This is a genomic window from Spirosoma sp. (assembly GCF_026391055.1).
GTDB lineage: Bacteria > Bacteroidota > Bacteroidia > Cytophagales > Spirosomataceae > Spirosoma.
In genome coordinates, this window is the sequence record NZ_JAPLET010000020.1 from 330,460 (window position 1) to 353,089 (window position 22,630).

Here is a 22,630-nt window from a genome sequence, read left to right on the forward strand (position 1 = left end):
TATCAACCGTTCTCTTATGACTGCTAAACTTGTACACCAGATTGAGACCCACATCGTTCAGGCGTTCGGCGATAATCCCCGGCCCGATCTGACGTATCATACCCTCGCCCATACCCGGGAAGTTGTTCTCGCCGTGGAACAACTGGCCAAGCATTATAAACTGGATGAAACGGAGGATTTGGTCGTGCTGGCGGCTGCCTGGTTTCACGATGTTGGGTACCTGAGCGGCTCGCCCGAGAATCATGAGGAACGAAGCGCCGAGCTCGCTGCCCAGTTTCTGATGGAGCAGGGAGTATCTGTGGGAATCATTGAGCAGGTGAAAGGCTGTATCCGCGCTACCAAACTGCCACAGTCGCCACGAAACCGGCTGGAAGAGATCCTTTGCGATGCCGACATGTTCCACCTAGCCAGTGACGACTATAAGGACAAACAAAAATTACTCCGCAAAGAGAAGGAGAACCTGACGGGCGTGGCTATTTCGGGAAGCGAATGGCGGCAAAAGAACATTGCGCTGCTCGAAACGCACGAGTACTTCACCAAATATGCCCGAAACCATTTGCAGGAAGGGCAGGGAGATAATCTACGCCGGTTGAAAGAAAAGCAGGCTGAAAAGAACAGTGATAGTAAGCCGGAAGCCAAAACGGCTGCGGTCGTAAGTCCGCAATCAGTTGTAAACCCGGAAGTAGCCGCGACAGAGCCAGCAACAGACAAGAAAAAGAGCAAGGACAATAAATCTGACCGGGGCATTGAAACCATGTTTCGGACAACCTCGTCCAATCACTTGCGGCTGAGTGAAATTGCGGATAGCAAAGCTAACATCATGATTTCGGTGAACTCGATCATGGTGTCTATTCTGGTGTCTATTCTTCCGCGCCGGATCGAGGAGAACCCTAACCTGATGATGCCGACTGCCCTGTTCCTGACAACATCTGTGTTGACAATCGTTTTCGCCATTCTGGCTACCCGCCCAAACGTTACACAAGGTACATTCAGCCACGAAGACATTCTAGAGAAGAAAGGGAATCTGCTGTTCTTTGGCAATTTCCACCGCATGAGTCTGGGAGAATATGAGTGGGGCATCCAGGAACTAATGCAGGACAGCCGTTACCTCTACGACACCATGACCCGGGACATATATTATCTGGGCCTTGTCCTAGCGAAAAAATACAAGCTTCTGCGGGTTGCTTACACCATTTTTATGTTTGGTTTTGTAACGTCCATTCTGGCGTTCCTGACCGTATTCCTGTTCTTCAGCAAATGATACAAGTAGTAGGGTAAAATTTAATGAAGACAGCCGCCGGCCAGAGACTATGCCCAATGCGTATTACTCCGTCAGTGAGCTTCCTGTTTAAAAATTATCTCGTTTCCCAAATCATGTACGCTTCCCCTGCACCAAATTCAGTACGGTCGGCGGGGAGTTCAATGAAGGCGTCGGCGGCTAACAGGTTGGCAGAGTCAGCGGAACCGGAGCCGGGTAGAGGGTGGGCCAGCGTACGCCCGTCGGGTTCGGATGTTAACCGGACGGGTAAGAAATAAGTGATGGCTGGTTTAAACACAACCTGTTCGGCTAGTTGAGCATAATGCGTTGCCTGCGTTTGTAACCCAAGCGAGGCTCGAAGGTATGGCAGCACATATCGATACGCACACAACACCGTCGATACAGGGTTTCCGGGCAGTGCAAAGACGGTTTTCGTCGGGGTTGTGCCAAACCAGAGTGGTTTCCCCGGTCGTTGTTCAATCTTGTGAAAGTGCTTCTGCACGCCCAGTTGCGCCAGAACCGCAGGGACAAAGTCCGCCTTTCCGGCGGAGACACCCCCGCTCAGAATCAACACATCATTAGCTGCCAGAAGACCGTCGATTTGGTTGGCCAGAATAGTTTCATCATCAATAATGTGGTGCAGAGAGGCATCAATACCCAACGAGCCCAGAGCCGCCCGGAGCATGTACGTATTCGAACGGCGAATCTGGTAGGGCAGGGGCGTATCGGCAATATCGACCAGTTCGTCGCCGGTAGAGATCAGCGCCACGCGGGGCAGGGTCGTTACGCGTACCGTAATCTGCCCGACCGAAGCGGCTACCGCTAGTTCAGATGGACCAAGGCGCATTCCTGGCGACAATAGCTCATCGCCCGTCTGCCGGTCCGTTGCCTGGGGGTGAATATGCTGACCCGGCTGTACATCGTCAATCGTAATGGTCGCCTGTCCATCGGTAATGTCCACATCTTCATACCGAATGACCGTATCCGCACCAGTGGACAACATGGCCCCTGTCATTATTTCCAGACAGCTGTTGGCTTCTGACAGCGTTTGCTGGGGCTGACCGGCGCGCTGGATACCCGTCACAGTGAACGTGCGCTGGCCGGCTGAATAGTCAGCAAACCGAATGGCGATACCATCCATCGCTACCCTGTCAAACGGCGGAAAATCGCGGTCGGCCCGGACGGCTTCGCGGAGTACCCGGCCGTTGGCGAGCGGTAGGGGTACCGTTTCGGCTGGGAGTGTCATTAGATGTTGTTGAGTGATGGCAAAGGCGTCGGCAACGGAAATCATAGTTGGTAAAGGCGAAAATGTCACGACAAGTTACGTCCAAAACAGACCATCCTACAAACGGCCCGCCACAGGATGGCAACAACAAAGCCTGACCACATCGATCTCAACCTGACGACTATGCAACGAATGAAGCCGCCGGGACATCGTTTAAATGACCGGCGGCTTCATTTGAAAATATAGTTTACGCACGTTACGCCAGGAATGGCGCCACAATGGCGGTCACCTGTTCACGAGTCAGCGGCTCATCGAAAGCCTCGGTGATGCCTTCCAGTGGTACCTGCCCATTCAATAAACTGGCGAGGTTGATTCCCTTTTGTACGACATTGTCTTCGCCCGCGTAAACGGCTGCAGCTGCCTGCGGCAATCCAGAAGGGCTGGCCAGCGGTATCCAGCCTTTCTGACCGCGCAGGTAACGAATACGGGCCGCGTGTGTCGCTTCGGTAGCATGAATCTGAAGGGCTGTTTCCAGAATCGGCTTGTCATTCATCAGATTCGGGGCTTGTCCTTTATAGGCCCGAACGCCCGTGTCTTCAAACGCCTGCGAAACGGCTGCAAAAGTCTGAAAATTAGAAAATGTGTCGGGGAAAGCACCCTTGGCAGAATAATCGAAAGCGGGTTTTGGAATCGCCTTATCGCCCAGCACTTTTTTGAGCAACTTGACGTGAAGTTCCTCATGCCGGCGAATGTATTCGAACGCCAGTTTATGCTGGTTCGGAATTAGGCCGGGCGTGTTGGTGCCAATTTCGTAAAAATCCGACTCAAGGTATTCGAGCAGGAGGGCAAAGTTCAGAACGTCCACTACGTTTTGTGGTAACTGACTGCTTTGTCCGTAGGCGTTCGTCAGAGCCGAAGCCATGATTGCCGGAGCCGCCAATGCCACCGTTTTACGGGTTATGGTACTGAACAGGCTCCGCCGGGATACGTGCTCCAGCCGGTCGAAAAATTCGCCGTCAACCTGTTGGAGTTCGGTAAAAATGGATTGTAAATTCATAATTGGTCAAACGGGTTAGGCTGCGACTGACGGCAGGTTGTGGGCATCAATAATTTCAAGGACATATTTTTGAGCAATCGGGACTACCTCAGCCGGTTCGAGTTTAATGAACAGGCCCTCGATGACGATATTGTCGCCGGAGAATGCCGTTTGATTCATGTACTCAATCTCGCGGATGATGGACACGTGCCGGGCTTCTACCGAAACAATCTTACCCGCCACTGCCAGGTTTTCGGGGTCGGTGAGGTACTTGCCGCCCCCGTTGTAAGCTGCCGTTCCAATTTCGGCAAACTTCCGGGAGGCCTCCAATACATCCGTACGCTCCTTAAAATTGATGTCGCTGAAATCCAGCGTCAGATCGGGGATACCGGCACTGCCTAAAGCGGCCCGGTAAAACGCCCGGTGCGTTACTTCGTGATTACGGAGATCCTGAAATAACTGCATTTCCATGGCGGTCATTCCTGCATAGGGATTGGCCAGTACTAACTCATAGAAACGGGATTCGATCTGTTCCAGCACAAAGGCATAATTAAGAATGCCAAGATCACCTCCGGGCAGTGTAATTACATCGCCCGGTACCCGTCCGCCATTCGGACTAATGTCGGGGGTAGCCGTCGAACAGGCAGTCAGCAGCCCACCCGTAACGGCCGCAGCGGTGGCTGTGCGCAGAAATGCACGCCTGGGAGTGCTGAGCTCCAAAGGTGTTTTAAGGTTGTTCATGAAACTGTTTTTCATTGAGTAAAAGATGAAAAAAATAGAACTGTAGCTTTGTCATCCTGTAATACTAGGAGTTTGGCTGTAGGTTGTAAACTAGTGAGGTAAAGGCCGTAAGAACTAAAAAAGAGTCGCCACCGGCCGACCTCTTCTGGCGTATCACGTCACCGGTTACACAATCCTGAGCAGGAGCGTTTACCTTTGCCTTATCTGTTTTCTTTAAAAGCTATGAACTCATTTACGCACCTCAATGCAGACGGCAACCCGGCCATGGTCGATGTGGGTGCCAAGACGGTTACCCGCCGGACGGCCCGCGCTCAGGCAATCGTTACGCTCGGCCCCGCCATTATGCAACACCTGAATGGAGCTGATATTGCTACCAAAAAAGGTCCGGTCTTTCAAACAGCCATCATTGCCGGAACCATGGCTGCCAAACGCACCGACGATTTAATTCCACTTTGCCATTCGCTTGGTCTGGATAACTGTCAGATTACCATTACGACCGATGGGGATGACGCTATTGTGAGTTGTTTAGTGTCGACGGAAGGAAAAACAGGCGTGGAGATGGAAGCACTGGTGGGGGCGTCGGTAGCAGCCCTGACGATTTACGACATGTGCAAAGCCTTTTCGCACGACATAATCATCAAAGAAACCAAGCTGATGGAAAAAACGGGTGGTAAACGGGACTTTCACCGTGAGTAAGTCCGACGTGGATTCGTCCGACGTGGATTCGTCCGACGTGGATTCGTCCGGCGTGGATTCGTCCGGCGTGGATTCGCCCGGCGTGGATTCGCCCGTTGCTCTTAACCTGAACGGACTTATCCTGACGGGGGGGCGGAGTACCCGGATGGGGGAGGATAAGTCCATGCTGAATTACCACGGCAAATCCCAGCGCGAACACCTGACTGAGTTGCTCAAACCCTATTGCCAAACGGTTTTCTGGTCAGTCAATGCCGATCAGGCGGGTGACCTTGCTGGAGCAAATCAGCCGATAATTGTTGATGTATACGATTTGGTCAGCCCATTGAATGGCATACTGTCGGCCTTTCAAACCGACCCGTCGGCGGCCTGGCTGGTAGTGGCCTGTGACATGCCATTGCTGACAGCCTCGTCCATCGACGCCCTGCTGGCGAATCGCGCACCGGATAAAATGGCGACCGTTTTTTACGATTCGGATGGACAACTGCCCGAACCGTTGCTGGGGATTTATGAATCGGCTTTCGGGCCGATTTTTCAGCGGGCGTTTGCTCAGGGAGCCGTTTCGCCCCGGCAGCTTCTCCGGCAAAATGACGTGCAGATCATCTCCGTGCCGGATCGTCGCGAACTGGTGAACATCAATGATCCCGAAGCCAGGGCGGCTCTGAAACAACGCAGTTAACTTCCTACTTATATATATTGATTTAAGAATAAAACTCCGTGAATCTCTAAGTTTCTCCCGGTCCGCCGGTACGGTGCATCTCTATGAGAAAAATCAATAAACTACTTCTTGCAGCTGGTTCTTTACTTTTGAGTGGAGGAGCCTCGGCCCAGCGAGCAACACCCTCGCCCGAATTGCAAAACTTCACCGAGCAGCGCATCCGGCATCAGAAAACCCTTGGCCTTACCCTCGGCAGCTACGCGCTGGCTAACATTGCCGTTGGGGCCGTAGCCGCCGGACAAACCTCAGGCGAGACGAAGTATTTTCATAAAATGAACGTGTACTGGAACCTGGTCAACCTCGGCATTGCCGGGTTTGGACTGCTCGGTTCACGCAAAACGCTGGTCGGTTCTGAAACACTGGCCGATGCGGTGAAACAGCATGAGAACATGAAGAAAATCCTGTTGCTCAACACCGGTCTTGACGTCGCTTATGTTGTGGGTGGTGCTTACCTCCGGGAACGGGGCACTAATCAGCCCGACAAGGCCGACCAACTGCGGGGTTACGGTAAGTCAATTATGTTTCAGGGCGGGTTTCTTTTCGCGTTTGATCTGGTCAACTACTTCATTTTTAAGAACCGGGGCGATAAACAGGAACGATTGCTCCTCTCTGCCACCCCCGATGGTATCGGTGTTGTCTTGCCTGTTCGGTAGATGGGGCTGAACTAAAGAAAATGAGGGGCTGTTATGCGATAATTTACTAATCGCAACTAGCCTATGACAGCTCATTTATCGCTTTTTCAACCATTCATCGACTCGGCCATTAACGTATGTCAACAGGACCCTGAAGCAATTGGTCTGGCAGCGGGTGGTTCGTGGGCATCGGGTGAACTGGATGCTTACTCCGACCTGGATCTGGTGCTGCTTCTCAGCCGAAAAGTGGCACCAGACGTAGAGCAGATGCAGGCGTATGCGTCCCGGATCGGTCCTTTGCTGGCATCGTTCCGGGGCGACCACGTGGGTGAGCCGCGCCTGCTGATTGCCTTGTATGAATCTCCCTTGCTGCACGTGGATATCAAGTTTCTGACACTCGATGAGTTCTACGAGCGGGTGGAGAATCCGGTCATTCTATGGGAGCGAGATGAACAGCTAACGTCGATTATGGAGAAGTCGGTAGCTGTATATCCTCCGTTCGATTTTCAATGGACGGAAGATCGCTTCTGGGTTTGGATGCATTATGCCGCGCTTAAAATTGGCCGGGGCGAGTTTTTCGAAGCGATGGATTTTTTGTCGTTTATTCGCGACAGGGTGCTGGGGCCGCTGCTGCATCTCAACTACAACGGACAGCCAAGAGGAGTGCGACGTGCCGAAACGACATTTACGTCAGACGAGTTAGATCGGCTGCTAAAAACCGTTGCCAGCGCGAACCGGGTAAGTCTGTGCCTGAGCCTGACCGAAGCCATGAACCTATATGAAGAATTACGGGACAAACTGGCGCCGGTTACGTTAATTAAAAATCGAAAAGCACAGACAATCGTTACAGAGTATCTGACCACTATTCATCAGTAATCATGATTAATCAGGATGAAGTTTTTCTTCGGGAGGCCATTCAGCTCGCCCGCGAAGGGATGACAACCGATCAGGGCGGGCCGTTTGGCGCTGTCATTGTTCGCGATGGACAAATTGTTGGAAAGGGCTTTAATAGGGTCACCTCGACCAACGATCCAACGGCCCATGCCGAAGTGGTAGCCATTCGCGATGCCTGCCATAACCTGGGCACCTTTCAACTGGATGGCTGTACGTTATATGCTTCCTGCGAACCCTGTCCGATGTGTCTTGGGGCCATTTACTGGGCGCGTCCGAGTCGTGTGGTGTATGCCGCCCAACATACCGACGCGGCCAATGTTGGTTTTGATGATCAGTTTATTTACGAAGAGATTGACAAACCGCACGAACACCGACACATACCCATGCACCAGCTCCTGCGCGACGAAGCCGAGGCTGTTTTCAAGGAATGGGTGGCGCTAGAAAAGCGAATTCCTTATTAACGTGTGAGACGTACCTGTAAATCTATGTATTCGTTCTCGGGCGAAAACCCGTACTTTTGCGATATAAATGGTCGCTGAGCAAAAGTAATTCCCCAAGCGACCCTCTAAACGGATTACGTCATGCCAGGAATGGAATTTTTCGGAGCGGCTGAGCGCACAGAGATCAACGATGTGCTCGAGACCGGCATCTTGTTTCGGTATAATCACGAAGCACAACGAAACAATATTTACAAAGCCCGCGAGTTTGAGGCCGAAGTGGCCAAACTAGTTGGCGCGAAGTACGCTCATGCCGTTTCGAGCGGGTCAACGGCGGCTTTATGTGCGATGGCTGCGGCCGGTATCGGTGCTGGTGATGAAGTCATCGTGCCGCCCTTTACCTACATTGCCACCATCGAAGCTGTACTGATGGTTGGCGCGTTGCCCGTTTTCGCCGACATTGACGAAACGCTTTGTTTAAGTGCCGAAGGTATTCGGAAGGCGATTACCCCCCGTACCAAAGGGGTTTGTCTGGTACACATGTGCGGACAAATGGCCGATATGGATGCCATCATGGCGGTCATCAACGAACACAACCTGGTGCTGGTCGAAGATGCCGGGCAGGCAATGGGTGCCAGCTATAAAGGTGTTTCGACGGGTTTATGGGGTAAAACCGGTGCCTATTCATTCGACTTTTTCAAGATCGCAACGGCAGGCGAAGGTGGCATCATGGTAACTAACGATGAAGTAGCCTACAAACATGCCGACTCGTATTCCGACCACGGCCACGACCACATTGGCAGCAACCGGGGCATGGAGCAACACCCCATTTTAGGGTTCAACTACCGCATCAGCGAATTACATGCGGCTGTTGGTCTGGTGCAAACACGCCGGGTGCCCGAAATCATCGAGAGCAACAACGCCCACAAAAGCCAGCTAATGGCAGCTCTGGGGCAGATTTCCGGTGTGGAGTTCGCCCGTATTCCCGACGCTGATGGCGATTCGGCTACATTTCTGAACATGCTCCTGCCCGACACGGAAACAGCCCAGCGGGTTGTCGCCGAAATGAACGCGGCCGGTATTGGTGGATTCAACTACTGGTTTACCAACATGTACCACTTCATTAACCAGTGGGATCATATAAAGGAAATGCGGACGGCGTCGACGCTGCCCATCGAAAAATTCGGTGCGCCCCAGGACTACAAAAATCTGGACATTCCTAACGCCCAGGCGACCATTGGCCGGCTGATTTCGTTCGGTATCCGGGCCACCTGGACATCGGAAGAAGTGGCAACCCTGGCGTCGAATATTGAAGCCGCCATCCGGAAAGCAACCCTGGTTGAAGCGTAACTTTTTTCAGCCACTACGGCTTAACGATACAATGGTAGCAACACAAACCACGCATAAAAATTTTAAAGGGGTCGAGAAAACTGTTTTCGGTCGGGGGAGTTTCTCGCAGCTCGACGAAATCATCGCGCCTGTCCGGACTGAAAACGAAGGCTATTTCGTCTTTCTGGTCGACAATTACTTCAAAGGTAAACCGCTTGAAGGACAGGTTCCGGCACATGCCGAAGATCTGACGTACTACATCAGCGTCGAAGAACACGAACCTACCACCGACCAGATCGATCAGCTTCGCGACGAAATTCTGGCGAAGAAGGGGCTTCCATCGGGTGTTGTCGGCATCGGTGGCGGCAGCATCATGGACATTGCCAAAGCCTTGTCGCTGATGCTCACCAACGAAGGCTCTTCCACCTTGTACCAGGGGCTTAATCTGATCAAAAAGCCGGGCGTTTACCACGCTGGCGTACCCACCATTTCGGGTACCGGTGCCGAAGTGTCGATGACAGCGGTATTGACGGGTCCGGTTAAAAAACTGGGTTTGAAGTGCGAATGGACGGTGTTTAACCAGATTGTGCTCGACCCCGAACTCATTGCCAGCGTACCCCGTAACTGGTGGTTCTACACGGGCATGGATACGTACATTCACTGTATTGAATCGGAGAATGGGCGACTGAACAACGCGTATTCACACGCTTTTGCCGAACAGTCCATGAAACTTTGCCGGGAAATTTATCTGGGCGAAAACTCAGGCCAGACCCCCGAGAACGACGATAAGCTAATGGTGGCGTCGATGATGGGCGGTTTAAGCCTGACTTATTCCGAAGTGGGCGTTTGTCACGCGCTCAGCTACGGCCTGTCGAAGATTCTGGGAACCCGGCATTGTTATGCCAATTGTTTGATCATGAACCACCTGGAAGATTATTATCCGCAGGGGGTTGCCGAGTTCAAAGAGATGGTCGCCTACCACCAGATAGACCTGCCGCAGGGCTTATCGAAAGACTGGAGTGATGACACCATTACCCAAATGGCGCACGTGTCGTACAACTTGCCGCACATGTGGTTACACGCCATCGGTGACAACTGGCAGGAAACCATCACCATCGACGTGCTGAAGGAGTTGTTTCGAAGACTGTAGATTAAAAGTTTTGCCACAGACCGGGCCGCCGGAGCGGATGCACGGAGGTTCATGGAGATACACTGAGATAGTAAAGAGAAAATAAATCTCTGTGCATCTCCTTTACTCTCTGTGCATCCGCTCCGGCGGTTCGGTCTGTGTCATAATCCCCTTACAATTATGTCCAAAAAAATCGTTCGCGTTGGCGACATTGAATGCGGTTCCGATGAGTTGTTTCTCATAAGCGGTCCCTGCGTTATTGAAGATGAAAAAATTATGATGACGGTAGCTGAGCAGCTCCGTGAAATCCAGGAGCGGCTCGGTATCAAGATCATCTACAAGTCGTCTTTCCAGAAAGATAACCGCTCCAGCCTGAACTACTACAACGGTCCCGGCCTGGAAAAAGGTATCAAGATTCTGGCTAAAGTAAAAGAGCAGTTCGGTTTCCCGTTGCTCACCGACGTGCATTACCCGGACCAGTGTGCTCCCGCTGCCGAAGTGGTCGACGTGCTGCAAATTCCGGCCTATCTGTGTATGCAGACAATGCTCGTAGTGGCAGCTGCCCAAACAGGTAAGGTTGTCAATGTGAAGCACGGACAATTCCTGGCACCGGAAAACATGAAGCACCCGGTTAAAAAAATTGAAGATTCGGGTAACGAGCAAATCATCCTGACCGAGCGTGGGTTTACGTTTGGTTACAATGATTTGGTGGTTGATCCACGCGCTTTCTATCATATGGCCCGCACCAACTACCCGGTAGTGTTCGACGTTACCCACGCCATTCGGAAGTACGGTATTCCGTCGGCCGATGCAAAAGGTGGGGCGCGGGAATACCTGCCCGTACTTGCTCGCGCCGGTGTGGCTGCTGGTGTAGATGGTCTATTTGTTGAAACCCACACCTGTCCTTCTGAAGCTCTCTGCGATGCTGCCAGCCAACTGGATATTCGCTATTTGGAAGAGTTCATGAAACCCCTCATCGAACTACACGCGGTTGAAGTAAAGTACCGCAACACTTTACCGGAATTGGCTTAAATGATGTAGAATATAGGTGAATTGAGTGATTTCAGCCCGTAATTAAGACTGCTGTTCTAAACGTGCTGACTTACGGGCTGAAACCTGTAGGTACAACATCACCCAATTCACCTATATCATACATCCTTCTCATGGTTGACATAGAAAATACCTTCACCGCTCTGGGCGGTCAATTTGTTACGCCCGCGGACGCGCTGACCGAAAAGCTTCGGTCAGTAAAGGCCATTGTCTTCGACTGGGACGGTGTCTTCAACAGCGGTATCAAGACCGAAGCGGGTAGTAGTTCGTTCAGCGAAGTCGATTCGATGGGAACAAATCTGCTCCGGTTCGGGCTTTGGTTACAGCATAATGGACATCTGCCGGTGGCCGCTGTGATCACGGGCGTAACCAATGGCTTGGCCGATACGCTGGTGGGTCGTGAGCATTTTCATGCCTGTTATTCGCAGGCTAAGCATAAAGTGGATGTGCTGGCCCATCTGCTCGAAGAGCACCAACTGGAACCAAAGGAGGTTGCCTTTTTCTTTGATGATGCCCTGGACCTTTCTGTGGCCGAAATAGTGGGTGTTCGCATTATGGTTCGCCGGCAGGCCAATCCTCTGTTCACGAACTACGTAAGTAAGAATGGCCTTGCGGACTATATCACTGGTAACCAGAGCGGGCAGTTTGCCGTTCGGGAAGGGTGCGAACTCCTATTGGGTCTTCTTGGCCAGTTCGACACCGTTATGGCCGAACGGCTTCGGTACAAGCCTGTATACGACCAGTACTATCAGCAGCGGCAGGCTGTCGAGCCAAGCTACTGGACAGTAGGCATGAATGGGCCAGAACCTAAATAGTCTGATTTATTGGTTTCCTGCTGCTAAAGCCTCTAATTCGTCAATTCGAGGATAGTCAATCCCATTAGTTACTTTTAGGCCATAGCTCGCTACTTCTTGAGCTTCAGTTTGGTATCCATTGATGGACAGAAAAGCAGCATAATCAAGGATAGCACTTACTGAGAAAGTATCGACGTCATAGTACCGGAAAATTGGTTGTCCGTCCCGGTTAAACTCATATTTCATTGCTTCCAACTGGGTTTTAAGGTCGTTGTAGTAACTTCCAGCTACATTCTGTTTAGTTGGTATTCTAACTGCTTCACGCAGGTTTACTATCTTTTTTATCAGGTCAAACTTCTCGTCATTGCCAGTTAAAACGTCATCATAGCGTAAAACTTCCTGTATCAAGTCGTTTTTGCTAAACTTATCAGGCAATTCCTTTAATAATACTTCTCTATCCCAACTAAACGCAAGCTTATAATAAGCCGTATAAGCATATCGTCTTTTTTCAAAAGCACGCTCTTTAAAATCATCAAAAGCTGCCAGGTGTTGCGCCCACTGACCCTGTTCGCCACTATATAGTTTCGATAAACCCAATACGGCTCCATAAATCATACGACTTACGTTTAGGAAAAACGTTTTTCTGCCGACGGCTACTTCTAACCTGTCTCGTATATCTTTATCCGTAAACCGATCTACTCCCCTTTTGAGGGCATCCACCATTTTTTGTTGGAAACCAATTGCTAGGACGAAGTAGTTACGTGCACGTTCATAATCGCTAATATCGCCATTACCGGGCCGTCCCCAAGTCCAGTAAAGTGAGCCTAGATTATGGTATACACTGCCTTGTTTTTCGGCTATTTTATCGACTTCATTTCGTACGTATTTCTCAACAATATGCTCGAATACATTGCTCTCCCCCACGTTATTGTAAATGTATTCTTTGACAATCACATCGGTTGACAGTGTAATTTCCTCACACTCTTTAAATTCACATTTACGTTGAAGGATTTTTCCTACAACGTCGTTTTGGCAGTCTATGTAATCAGTCTTGTTAGGTAATTTTTTGAAGTAATCAGCTGCCGCTCTAGCAAATTCTTCTGCTTCATCAAGGTGACTTTTTCCTAATAAAAACAGCACATTGGCAAGGCCCTTCTTCGCCTTTGCAATTAGTACTTCATCGGTTGTTATACTAATTGCAGACTCAAACTGTTCAATAGCCTGTTTATTATCACCAGCATCGAAGTGGTACTGTCCAGCATTTATAAAAAGTAGCGCAGCTTCGTTTTTCTCTAACTCACTCATGCTAAAAGATTTTTGTTCAGTTCTCATGACGTATGCAAGTGCATCGGCATGAGAAAGCAATAAACTAATTAATGTATTGTCTTTACCAAAAATTGCGTTGAACCGCTTGGCCAGTAAGTTAATAGCATAGCGGTAGCTGGTATCCAGCGTACCGTTTTTCACCTGGAGTTCTTTTATACACTCCTGCACCAGCCGGTGCATAGAGTACAAAGGCGGTTTAGCGGATTCATCATATCTACCCAATGACAAACGTTCAATATAGTCAAGGGTGTCTTCAATATCAACATTGTGTTCGTAAAGTGATAAAACGGGCAGATCATCTGGGGCAAAACAGACCAAAATATTAATTAAATGCTTTAGATCGCCCGAAAGGGTTTGATAGGATACATCTATGGTTGTAAGTAAGTTTCGATCTGTATCATAATCTTCTTTCTCAATTTTTTTAAATCCTTCACTCCAAGCCTGATAAAAAATTGCAAATCTATTTGGGTTGTTTATCTCCAATATGCGGGCCTTTGCAATACTAACTGCCAGCGGAAGCCCTTGGAAAATACGAACTTGCTCAAGTGAGCTAACTGTTATTTTCCGTTTAGGATTCTCAGATTTTTCCAGGTAAGCTTTTACTGATTCATCGGTCCATTTTTCTAGGTATAGCGGTTGGAAAGGGTATTTTACTTTGCTCCGTATAACCCAGCTTTTGTTTCGGCTGGTGAGTAGTAAATGACCTTTAGTAGTGGTCTGCGGAAGGTACTTTTTTGCATATTCTTCAAACGTAACAGGTTCAGGACCAAAGCGGGTGTTCATGTCTGTATCCATTGCGTTGTCGAATACAATTAGCCAAGACTGGTCTTTCAATTCTTTGAACAATTCCTTGATCACACCAACGTTACCAATAGCGTCACCAGTACCTGCTTTTGCCAACCATTTTGAGACTGTATTTTTGCTAAAAACTTCTTCAGCTAGTTCAATCAATTCATTTTCAACTTTATTTGTGTCAGCGTCGATCCACCAGATAATGTCATATTTTCGGCTGTCGGTTTTCTGCTGTTCATCCAGAAAAATAGAATATACAACCTGACGTGCCAAAAATGACTTTCCCATACCCGGTTCGCCAACTATGCAAATCTTGTGATTGTCGGAAATTTTCTCATTTACATTATCCTTCGTAATAGCTAACGCGTTATTTATGTACTTTAAATCCGCATTAAAATAGCAAGATTGTGCATATTTAAAAGCTTCTTTGTCAACGTTTTGTATTAGCTTTGCTAAGCCTTTTTTGCTACGTCCAGAGAGTAATTCATCTAATTTTGTTTCACATCTTTCTAGTGTCTCCTTCTCCAGAACCTGCCCTACTAGCAGAATGTCTACTATATTAGCGATTTTTATCGATAATATATATGTTTTATCAACAGTTTCTCTTAAGGATTTTAATAGAAATTGAGTACTTTCCGTATGGACATTATTCTCCTGTCTAAGGACTTTAATTTCGTTCTGTATTTTATTGATTAAATTTTCTCTAAGCTCATTTATTAATCGATTGTTCTCTTTTACCTCAGCCTGTATGTTTTCCCAAATCCAAATTTGAAACGCTGTTCGCTCTTTGTCATTATCTTTATCCTTTAATGCTTCTTTAAAAGCAAGGTCAAAACAAAGTGGTAATTGATTGTTGAAGAATTCTTTAAGTCGATTCCAGACAGGATGGTCATCGTTTCGTTTTTCTCCACTAGGTAAGTAACTGGTATAAATAAATAATTTGTCTGTTACTTCTTTTAAATTGTCAACAGGGTTTTCTAGAATTTTTTTTTCGTTTTGATTAATTTCAAAATAACTTTTTAAGTCTCCCTGCATAGTGTTCAGCACCTCTTCAACTGTGTCGATATCACTAGAAGTGAATTCTGAATATGTTTCAAATTTTCCTAAATTTAATTCGTTTTTTAATTGTTCGATGAATAATTTCTTTATCCAGCCAACAGATTGAATAGCAGATTTTGCGATTAGGTGTTCCAGATCATGATTCAATTTGCCAGGATGTGGTTCCTTTATAGTATGTTTAATTTTTTCAAATGTAATTGATTCTGCTACTTTATTAAGTATGTTTGGAGCTACTGCTGAAATTAGGGTGCTGCCTATTGCTAACACAATTTTAGATCCGGGTAGATCAATCTTATGTACGTCGGTAAGTACTTTTTGTACCTCAGAATTTGATAAGCAAGTGAGTACACCAGATGCGAGTACATTTAATGTATTTTTTATCATTTCAATTGGGTGGTGCTGATTTACTTCTAAGGTAGACTTTTTAATGAAAGAAGGATCTTCTATTTATAATACGGTAAGTATCAGGTATCAACTGTGGTGCTTCTGTTAATGTAGTGATTCCAGAGTCCATATAACCGGGTAGAGTCAATAGAATCGGATGGGATTATAAAGGATAAATTGCGGCTATTTTGTATATTTGACATTTCTTTAATAGCAAATGATTATTGGCATTATCCCCTCCCGTTACGGCTCAACACGCTTCCCAGGCAAACCCCTACTTGACATTCTTGGAAAAACTATGCTCGAGTGGGTTATTGAACATTCCCTGAAAGCAACTTCACTGGATAAACTGGTTGTGGCAACGGATGACGAGCGTATTGCAGAAGTGGCGCGCCGAACCGGAACTGAAGCGGTTATGACGCGTACAGATCATACCAGTGGTACAGACCGCTGTTGGGAAGCGTACAGTCGTCTTATCGAAAATGGATCAGTGCCTGATGATTCGACCAACTATATTATCAACATCCAGGGAGATGAACCCTTTCTTGATTTTAATCAGATTGAAGAACTGACCACTATTCTGGATGGAACGATTGAAATAGCCACTCAAATGACAACGGCTGAGACAGCGGAGTCTTTGCACGACCCTAAGGAGGCTAAAATTATTATCAACGCTAACAATGAAGCCCTGTATTTTAGTCGTCTGGCTGTGCCCTATTTAGCGGGTATAGATCCATCGGAGTGGCATAAGCATTATCACTATCATCGGCAGGTAGGTATGTACGTGTACCGTGCTGATGTGCTGGATAAAATTACACAACTTCCTCCTTCGGGCCTGGAAATGGCCGAGTCCTTGGAGCAATTACGCTGGCTGGAAGCTGGTTATACAATTAAATTAGTAGAGACTAACTATCATAGCTATTGCGTTGACGAACCGGGCGATGTTGAAAAAATCCTTCAGATTTCATCTGTTGCATCTCGGTTTAATGCTAAAGATGAGCATGCAATAACACAGTCAGTAAAGCATTGATGTTCGATGGTTAGAAAGATCGTATTTATCACTTATTGAGAACCGCCTTCATCACTAATTCAGCAAAAGTCGTTGTACACCAAAAGTTCGCTATCTTTTTCTGAAGAGTTGTTGTAATGTCATCACACCATATCGTCCGCGAAAAGCAGGAACCGGCCCTGCTGATTGCCAACGGCGAAGCCTGTAGTGCCGAGTTGTTAGGGCAGCTTCTGGAATGGAGCCCAACGGTAGTCGTGCTCGATAGTGCTATCTGGCGGGTGCTCGAACTGGGTATTAAAGTGGACGTGCTCTTAGGTGACTTCGACCACGACCTGGACCTAGACACCATTCGGGAGCAGCAATACCCGCTGGAAATTGTTCACACGCCCAACCAGGACAAAACTGATCTTGATAAAGGGATCGAGTATTTGATCGAGCGGGGATATCCGGCGGTCAACATCGTTTGGGCCACCGGCCGGCGGGCAGACCACAGCCTGACCAACATGACCAACATTGTCCGATATAAAGACCAGATTCGTATCGTGATGATTGACGACCACTCGAAGGTTTTTCCGCTGGTCGGTCGGTTCGAGAAATGGTACGAAGCCGGAACGCCCATCTCCCTAATTCCTGTGGGCACCGTAACGGGCTATACCTCAGAGGGGCTCAAATACGATCTTCAGGACGCCACGCTCACACTCGGCTACAACACCAGCAGCAGCAACGAAGCCGCACAGGACGGGTTCGTTCGTGTTGAAGCCCAAACTGGCGATCTGCTCATCATGGAGTGCTGGGACTAAATAAGCAGATAAACTATAAAGTCCTGTAAGATAGATGTAACTCCTTATTTTGGTGTGCCTCAGACAAGACAGCAAACTTGAACATATCGCCGGAAAAACGGTTCAAGGGGCATGGCATCAACCAAAACTGCGATTTATACGGCCTTAGGGGCTAATCTGGCAATAGCCGTCACCAAATTTATAGCCGCTGGCGTTACTGGCAGCTCCGCCATGGTTTCGGAGGGGATTCACTCACTTGTCGACACGCTCAATGAGGTATTGCTGCTCCTGGGTATGAAACGAAGCCAGAAACCGGCCGATGCCAAACGGCCCTTCGGCTACGGACGGGAACTGTACTTCTGGTCGTTTGTGGTTTCGCTGCTCATTTTTGCCGTAGGGGGTGGGGTTTCGTTTTACGAAGGAATAACCCATTTACAGCATCCAAACCCAATTGAAAACCCGCTCTGGAATTACATCGTGCTGGGTATAGCCATCGTGCTGGATGGTATCTCCATGGTAACGGCTTTTCGAGCATTCAATGCGCAGCGGGGCGATCAGCCGTTCTGGTCGGCGGTGAAAGAAAGTAAAGACCCCGCTACGTTTGTGGTGCTATTTGAAGACGTGTCCGATGTGCTTGGCCTTATCATCGCCTTCCTGGGCGTTTTCCTTGGGCATCAGCTGAACAACCCCTATCTGGACGGTATCGCGTCTATTCTGATCGGTATTTTGTTGATGGCCGTTTCTGTGTTGCTAGCCCGCGAAAGCCGTAGCTTACTGATGGGAGAAGCCGCTTCTCCCGCCATTGTTCAACAAACGATAACGCTGACAGAGGCCGATGCCGACGTAGTCAAAACGGTGAACGCGTTCACGTTTCAAATGGGACCGGAAGAGGTTGTGCTGATTCAGCGGGTTGCTTTCCAGCCAGAGCTTAAAACAGATGCCATTGTCGACGGGATCAACCGGATTCGCCAAACGATTCAGGCGGCCGAGCCCTCGGTCAGGCAAGTGTATATTGAACCGGTTACGCTGGGTTAATCCTGGCCTCATTGTTTGCGATGACATTACCATTTAGCTGCGTTTTGTATGGTCCGTTTCTTGCAACTGACAGCGCCATAAGGATTTCGTCTCTATTAGCGAAGGAGAATGATTCGGCCGCTCAACTTACGGCTCAGACTGTCGGAAATGGGCCAATTAAAGGTATCATGAAGATTGATCGTATAGAGATAAACACCACCCGGAAGCAGGTTGCCGACACCGTCGCGCCCATCCCATATACACTCATTTAAACCAATGCGGGGAGACAGGCTTATCCGTCGCATGAGTTGACCAGCCAAATTCAATAACTGAATGGTCAGGTTGGCCGGGGCTTTTTCGCCGGCTAGGTGAACTGAAAAGAGGGTCCTGTCGCGGAACGGGTTTGGGTAAACGGTAAGGTTTGTTAGGTGCCGGTCATTGACGACCCGAAAACTTATCTGATAAGGTACTGCCGGATTTCCAACCACATCTCGGCCAGTAGCTAGCAACCGGTAATTTCCTTCGGCCAGCAGGGGCGAGGTATACCGTATTCCGAATTCATTCGTTGCAGTTGCCGGCTGAATAATGGAGCCGTGCCAGTTCAGCCGGTCAAAACCAGTCTTTTGTCCCGGCCCCTGCAAGTATAAGTCTACACCCAACGTGTCTTGCCAGATTAGCGAACGATTTTCGTCGATAAGCAGCAAATCAATGACCGGGCGAGCGGAAACAACCGCGCCATCCGTAAGTCGGGCGCCATCTACGGCAACTTCCAAAAGGGGGGGTAACTGGTCGGGCTGAACCGGCAACAGCAGGTCAAGCGAGTTGTTGAGGAACGAATACTCGGGTTGCAGGCGCGGGTTAACCGTTAACACAACCCGGTTGAGGCCGGGGAGCTTCTTGGTGGCGATCCGGATATTTATTCGGATTGTATCGCCACGTACCGGCGGGGCAATTGTCCACCGCTGTGTTTGTGGATTTGTCAGACCCGCTGCGTGAACTGTTTGCTGAACAACCAGCGAATCCGCAAATGAAACCGGACTCAGGTTGGCAAAGAGCGCCTGAACAGAAACAACGTCGCCTTGCTGAACATCCGGCGGTAATGAAGTGGCCAGCCACAGTTGGCCCTCGGGCAATCCCACTGCCGTACTCGCGGGTGAATACACAAACGAACCGGCCGACCAGGCGCTCGTCGGGCCGGACGCGGTGCTGTTAGCCAATCGGACACGCCAGTAATAGGTAACGTCTGGACGAGTGGGCAATAGTACCGGAACGCTGATAGCAGTCGTATTGGTTACTCGCCAGGTTTGTTTGAAGGTACTGCTAAAGTTGATGGTACTATCTAATTCAATATCAGCATTATATGGTTTATTGGGTGGATAATAAGCCGTAAGCTGGATAGCGGATGAGTGAACGATGCCGTTCGGGGACGGATAAATCAGAACGGGATTCTGACCGGGGATTGTCAGGCGAATACGGGCCTGATTATTCGTTTGATTACGTTCTGTCTGCGCCAGAGGGGAGTCGGCCGGATTGATGGTTACCTCAAATTCGTTCTCTCCTGCCGCATCACGTTCATTGGGGAAGCTAATCACCAGTGTATCCCGAAACGCAACAGAACATGAAACGATCAGGTTAAACACGCCTGATTCCTGTCCATTCACCCAGCGACGCACCCGAACCGGAAGCGGTCTATTTCGGTACAGCCCGGCATTCTCAACAATAGCCAGCATCTGTACCGAATCGCTCAGCGTCGTTAACGACTGCCCGCTTCTGGATTCGGTTTTGCCCAGAACCGTTAGCCCGCCGGTGGTGAGGGCATAGTCGGGCGTGCTGAATGGAAAAAGTCGGACGGCCGGGTCGCCTTGTAAAACCATTTGCTGGCAGTTCGCCAGATCGCGCCCGTCGGTTGAGTTGGCTAGAACCCGACGAATGGTTTCCTGCTGAAGCTGCCCAATGGATTTGTTGAGTTGGGCGCTGTCGGCCAGCAGGCTATAAAATGCTGTTGTATAGCGGTGCATTACATCGGTCTGCCCAAGGTGACTGGTTGCTAAAGCGGCAATTGCTCCCCGGTTTGGCGTTAGTACCCAATCGGTGGCGAGCGTTGGCCGACCGAAGAAAAAATCTCCGATGGCGCAACCATTGACAAAGAGGAGCGGGTAGCGGCCTTTGTTGCGGTAATTAAGCGCATCTTCGGAGCAAAACCCGATCGCTAGGTCTGTAATCGCTAATCCTGAGTGGCCGAAGAACGTCATCAACCCAACGCCTTCGTTGACCTGTTTCGTCAGGCTGATGAACTCAACCGGGTTATCCGTTTCTTTGGAAACCGTCGATACGTTTGCGCCTAACGATTCCGCCGTTGCCGTTAGCCGGTAACTGTCTACCAGCCGACGGAACAAATCCCGCTCGCCCAACGACAGTCCTCCACTCAGGTGGAGCACGCTCTTCCGCCAGCCAGCGTTATCGGCCTGGGCTTCGTATTCTTTCACCTTGTTCAGGTAATTCATTACCTCCATCGGTGTTCCGGCATTGATGCGACCCGTTGGAATGGCCGGTACCCCATCCGGCCCAGCCGTAAATAAACCGTCGGAACCGGGATAACCGGCCGTCATGACCATATCCAGTAAAGCCTGGTTCGGGTTGTTGCGCACACCGGGCGTGCTGCGTGACCGGCCAATAAGCAGCAGGTAGCGTAAGTGTTCGCTGCTTTGCTGCCGCATCTGGTTTATAAACTGCTGAATGGCCAGCGGACTTCGTTCGCCGTAGTTATACTGGTCGATAAGCTGTTGCATGGTAACCGTCAGTGTGTCGTACGTACCACCAGCGACCGAGGCCCGATAAGCGGCATAAGATTGGATGGCGTTAGTAACTCGACCGGTCAAGGAGTCCGTTAGGGGCGTCATCAAGGCTTCGTGAGTAATGATCACATAGGTTGGCCTGCGACTCGACAAGTCCGTGAAGCGTATAGGAAGAAGTTTCGATACCCGTTTGGGCTGACTGGTGCTGAAGAGCGTTCGGGCGGTTTCTGTGTGATCAATAACCAGCCCGGCCGAATCAGAACGAATCGAATGGCTAAGCTGAACTGGATTTGTCGGGTCGGTAATATCCCAGAAACGGGTATTGGGCATCAGGTTTGTAATGGAAATCAACGACCGCCCAACGGGATTGGCAGCCAGCTGGAAAGTTTGCTCCTGCTGGCCGTTCATCGCGAAAGTCTGTGGATAACGAACGCGGATGTACGAGATCGAATAGTTATCGGCAGAGATATTTTCGCCCCGCGAAATGGTCGAGCCAATCAAATTTCCATCGGCCCCAACGTCAGTCCAGGTTAGCAACGGTTGAAGCAGAGCATTGTCGTAAGTCGGGAAACGGATTGAATCGGCCAGTCGCAGGTTATCGGGCGTTGGTCCGAGCAGGCAGTCGACCCGATGGTTTGCGTAATCCCGACCTACCACCAGGACCGCTATTTGCGGAGCTGGACCGTTTCGAACTGCGTTGGTGAGTGAAAATATAGACTGGAAGGGTTTGTCTTTCTGCTGGATAGCCCCCGTGTAGCCTTCACCCGCTTCGTAATAACTGGACTCTGTTTTGGGCATTATGCCGTTTGGCCAGCCTGGATAATTATCGGTAAAAAGCCGTAAATCCTCAGCCCAGTGGTATGACTCGGGTGTCAGACCTGCCCCCGACGAATCGGCATAAGCGGTCATGCGTTTCCCGGCTGTATCTACGCCCCAAGTTAGAAAATAAGCTGTTGTATCGGTGAAAAGGCTGTAGTACGGATGAGGCTGTGCCGAAGGAGGGTGGTAGAGAAGCGAATCCGCTACGCCATCATTCCGGCGCCCGTAAAACTCCATATAGTCGCTGGTATCGAAGCGGCCATCGGTTTCACCCTGAATAAAAATAGCTTGTTCGACACCCCGGTGGAAGAGCTGAATCGTTTTGGGGCTTATCAGATCGGTTGGCATACCGGCAAGGCGTAACTCCGCCGGTGTGATCCGGTATAGGCCGTTTTCAGTGACGGGTATTTTAATGTATGGTTGTGTGTAGTTGATCCAGTAGGTTAGGCTAGAGCTGTTAATGTTGGATTGTGCCCGCATGATCAGCGGATAGCCGATTAGCAGAGGCAGCATTTTAAAGATAAGCGAACACGGCATAAGGGATCAGAAAAGGGTAGAGGGATAGCGTATAACGGTAGATTCTTAGACGTGCGTAGAGTCCCGAAAGTATCTAATCGTCCATCATTACCAGCGTATTGGTTATCCGGAGTGGTAGCCCGTTTACAGGAGGTTTTAAGGAGAGACTGCTTCTGATATCTTTACGGCAACTGATCGGCA

General features: G+C 49.4%; 18 protein-coding genes. 13 read left to right on the plus strand and 5 right to left on the minus strand.

Going from position 1 to position 22,630, the window contains the following annotated elements; translation table 11 throughout:
• Positions 1-16: 16 nt before the first annotated feature.
• A complete protein-coding gene (locus tag NT073_RS14255; RefSeq protein ID WP_297374599.1) occupies positions 17-1,261 on the plus strand; it encodes a Pycsar system effector family protein in 1,245 nt (414 codons plus the stop codon).
• Positions 1,262-1,355: 94 nt separating this feature from the next.
• On the opposite strand, the gene NT073_RS14260 is transcribed toward NT073_RS14255, so the two are convergent.
• The 3 genes from NT073_RS14260 to NT073_RS14270 all read right to left on the minus strand — a co-directional run bounded on the left by NT073_RS14260 (position 1,356) and on the right by NT073_RS14270 (position 4,275).
• Positions 1,356-2,549: a molybdopterin molybdotransferase MoeA gene (locus NT073_RS14260; protein ID WP_297374602.1), complete on the minus strand. Its 1,194-nt coding sequence runs from the start codon at positions 2,547-2,549 to the stop codon at positions 1,356-1,358.
• A gap of 190 nt (positions 2,550-2,739) precedes the next feature.
• A complete protein-coding gene (locus NT073_RS14265; protein WP_297374605.1) occupies positions 2,740-3,540 on the minus strand; it encodes a ferritin-like domain-containing protein in 801 nt (266 codons plus the stop codon).
• 15 nt (positions 3,541-3,555) lie between these two features.
• Complete coding sequence (locus NT073_RS14270; RefSeq protein WP_297374608.1) at positions 3,556-4,275, minus strand: ferritin-like domain-containing protein; 720 nt, start codon at positions 4,273-4,275, stop codon at positions 3,556-3,558.
• 207 nt (positions 4,276-4,482) lie between these two features.
• Between NT073_RS14270 and moaC the strand changes: the two genes are divergently transcribed.
• The 9 genes from moaC (at position 4,483) to NT073_RS14315 (ending at position 11,957) form a co-directional block, all read left to right on the plus strand.
• Positions 4,483-4,956, plus strand: a complete 474-nt coding sequence (gene moaC / locus NT073_RS14275; protein ID WP_297374611.1) for a cyclic pyranopterin monophosphate synthase MoaC — start codon at positions 4,483-4,485, stop codon at positions 4,954-4,956.
• Positions 4,949-5,632 (plus strand): NTP transferase domain-containing protein, encoded by a 684-nt coding sequence (locus NT073_RS14280; RefSeq protein ID WP_297374615.1) that lies wholly within the window; start codon positions 4,949-4,951, stop codon positions 5,630-5,632. The genes moaC and NT073_RS14280 overlap by 8 nt, the downstream gene beginning before the upstream one ends.
• A gap of 83 nt (positions 5,633-5,715) precedes the next feature.
• Complete coding sequence (locus NT073_RS14285; RefSeq protein WP_297374618.1) at positions 5,716-6,324, plus strand: hypothetical protein; 609 nt, start codon at positions 5,716-5,718, stop codon at positions 6,322-6,324.
• 63 nt (positions 6,325-6,387) lie between these two features.
• Positions 6,388-7,179: an aminoglycoside 6-adenylyltransferase gene (locus NT073_RS14290; RefSeq protein ID WP_297374621.1), complete on the plus strand. Its 792-nt coding sequence runs from the start codon at positions 6,388-6,390 to the stop codon at positions 7,177-7,179.
• 2 nt (positions 7,180-7,181) lie between these two features.
• Complete coding sequence (locus NT073_RS14295; RefSeq protein WP_297374626.1) at positions 7,182-7,658, plus strand: nucleoside deaminase; 477 nt, start codon at positions 7,182-7,184, stop codon at positions 7,656-7,658.
• A gap of 120 nt (positions 7,659-7,778) precedes the next feature.
• Positions 7,779-8,984, plus strand: coding sequence for a DegT/DnrJ/EryC1/StrS family aminotransferase (locus tag NT073_RS14300; RefSeq protein ID WP_297374629.1), 1,206 nt, complete (start codon positions 7,779-7,781; stop codon positions 8,982-8,984).
• 31 nt (positions 8,985-9,015) lie between these two features.
• Positions 9,016-10,113, plus strand: coding sequence for an iron-containing alcohol dehydrogenase family protein (locus NT073_RS14305; protein WP_297374632.1), 1,098 nt, complete (start codon positions 9,016-9,018; stop codon positions 10,111-10,113).
• A 159-nt stretch (positions 10,114-10,272) separates the two neighbouring features.
• Complete coding sequence (gene kdsA / locus NT073_RS14310) at positions 10,273-11,124, plus strand: 3-deoxy-8-phosphooctulonate synthase (protein ID WP_297374634.1); 852 nt, start codon at positions 10,273-10,275, stop codon at positions 11,122-11,124.
• A gap of 131 nt (positions 11,125-11,255) precedes the next feature.
• Positions 11,256-11,957 (plus strand): phosphatase, encoded by a 702-nt coding sequence (locus tag NT073_RS14315; protein WP_297374637.1) that lies wholly within the window; start codon positions 11,256-11,258, stop codon positions 11,955-11,957.
• A 6-nt stretch (positions 11,958-11,963) separates the two neighbouring features.
• Here the strand turns inward: NT073_RS14315 and NT073_RS14320 are convergent, their stop codons facing one another.
• Entirely contained in the window at positions 11,964-15,497 is a 3,534-nt protein-coding gene (locus NT073_RS14320; protein ID WP_297374640.1) for an NB-ARC domain-containing protein, read from the minus strand.
• Positions 15,498-15,714: 217 nt separating this feature from the next.
• Here NT073_RS14320 and kdsB point away from each other — a divergent pair, with 217 nt between their 5' ends.
• The 3 genes from kdsB (at position 15,715) to NT073_RS14335 (ending at position 18,320) form a co-directional block, all read left to right on the plus strand.
• On the plus strand, positions 15,715-16,527 hold the full coding sequence (gene kdsB, locus NT073_RS14325; RefSeq protein WP_297374643.1) for a 3-deoxy-manno-octulosonate cytidylyltransferase: 813 nt from the start codon (positions 15,715-15,717) through the stop codon (positions 16,525-16,527).
• A gap of 116 nt (positions 16,528-16,643) precedes the next feature.
• On the plus strand, positions 16,644-17,306 hold the full coding sequence (locus tag NT073_RS14330; protein WP_297374646.1) for a thiamine diphosphokinase: 663 nt from the start codon (positions 16,644-16,646) through the stop codon (positions 17,304-17,306).
• A 111-nt stretch (positions 17,307-17,417) separates the two neighbouring features.
• Positions 17,418-18,320, plus strand: a complete 903-nt coding sequence (locus NT073_RS14335) for a cation diffusion facilitator family transporter (RefSeq protein ID WP_297374649.1) — start codon at positions 17,418-17,420, stop codon at positions 18,318-18,320.
• 95 nt (positions 18,321-18,415) lie between these two features.
• Here the strand turns inward: NT073_RS14335 and NT073_RS14340 are convergent, their stop codons facing one another.
• A complete protein-coding gene (locus NT073_RS14340) occupies positions 18,416-22,426 on the minus strand; it encodes a C25 family cysteine peptidase (RefSeq protein WP_297374652.1) in 4,011 nt (1,336 codons plus the stop codon).
• Positions 22,427-22,630: the final 204 nt, after the last annotated feature.

Bases quoted from the DNA above. Each gene is read 5' to 3' on its own strand.
- NT073_RS14255 (WP_297374599.1), top strand. From the start codon at position 17: ATGACTGCTAAACTTGTACACCAGATTGAGACCCACATCGTTCAGGCG.
- NT073_RS14260 (WP_297374602.1), bottom strand. From the start codon at position 2,549: ATGATTTCCGTTGCCGACGCCTTTGCCATCACTCAACAACATCTAATG.
- NT073_RS14265 (WP_297374605.1), bottom strand. From the start codon at position 3,540: ATGAATTTACAATCCATTTTTACCGAACTCCAACAGGTTGACGGCGAA.
- NT073_RS14270 (WP_297374608.1), bottom strand. From the start codon at position 4,275: ATGAAAAACAGTTTCATGAACAACCTTAAAACACCTTTGGAGCTCAGC.
- moaC (WP_297374611.1), top strand. From the start codon at position 4,483: ATGAACTCATTTACGCACCTCAATGCAGACGGCAACCCGGCCATGGTC.
- NT073_RS14285 (WP_297374618.1), top strand. From the start codon at position 5,716: ATGAGAAAAATCAATAAACTACTTCTTGCAGCTGGTTCTTTACTTTTG.
- NT073_RS14290 (WP_297374621.1), top strand. From the start codon at position 6,388: ATGACAGCTCATTTATCGCTTTTTCAACCATTCATCGACTCGGCCATT.
- NT073_RS14295 (WP_297374626.1), top strand. From the start codon at position 7,182: ATGATTAATCAGGATGAAGTTTTTCTTCGGGAGGCCATTCAGCTCGCC.
- NT073_RS14300 (WP_297374629.1), top strand. From the start codon at position 7,779: ATGCCAGGAATGGAATTTTTCGGAGCGGCTGAGCGCACAGAGATCAAC.
- NT073_RS14305 (WP_297374632.1), top strand. From the start codon at position 9,016: ATGGTAGCAACACAAACCACGCATAAAAATTTTAAAGGGGTCGAGAAA.
- kdsA (WP_297374634.1), top strand. From the start codon at position 10,273: ATGTCCAAAAAAATCGTTCGCGTTGGCGACATTGAATGCGGTTCCGAT.
- NT073_RS14315 (WP_297374637.1), top strand. From the start codon at position 11,256: ATGGTTGACATAGAAAATACCTTCACCGCTCTGGGCGGTCAATTTGTT.
- NT073_RS14320 (WP_297374640.1), bottom strand. From the start codon at position 15,497: ATGATAAAAAATACATTAAATGTACTCGCATCTGGTGTACTCACTTGC.
- kdsB (WP_297374643.1), top strand. From the start codon at position 15,715: ATGATTATTGGCATTATCCCCTCCCGTTACGGCTCAACACGCTTCCCA.
- NT073_RS14330 (WP_297374646.1), top strand. From the start codon at position 16,644: ATGTCATCACACCATATCGTCCGCGAAAAGCAGGAACCGGCCCTGCTG.
- NT073_RS14335 (WP_297374649.1), top strand. From the start codon at position 17,418: ATGGCATCAACCAAAACTGCGATTTATACGGCCTTAGGGGCTAATCTG.
- NT073_RS14340 (WP_297374652.1), bottom strand. From the start codon at position 22,426: ATGCTGCCTCTGCTAATCGGCTATCCGCTGATCATGCGGGCACAATCC.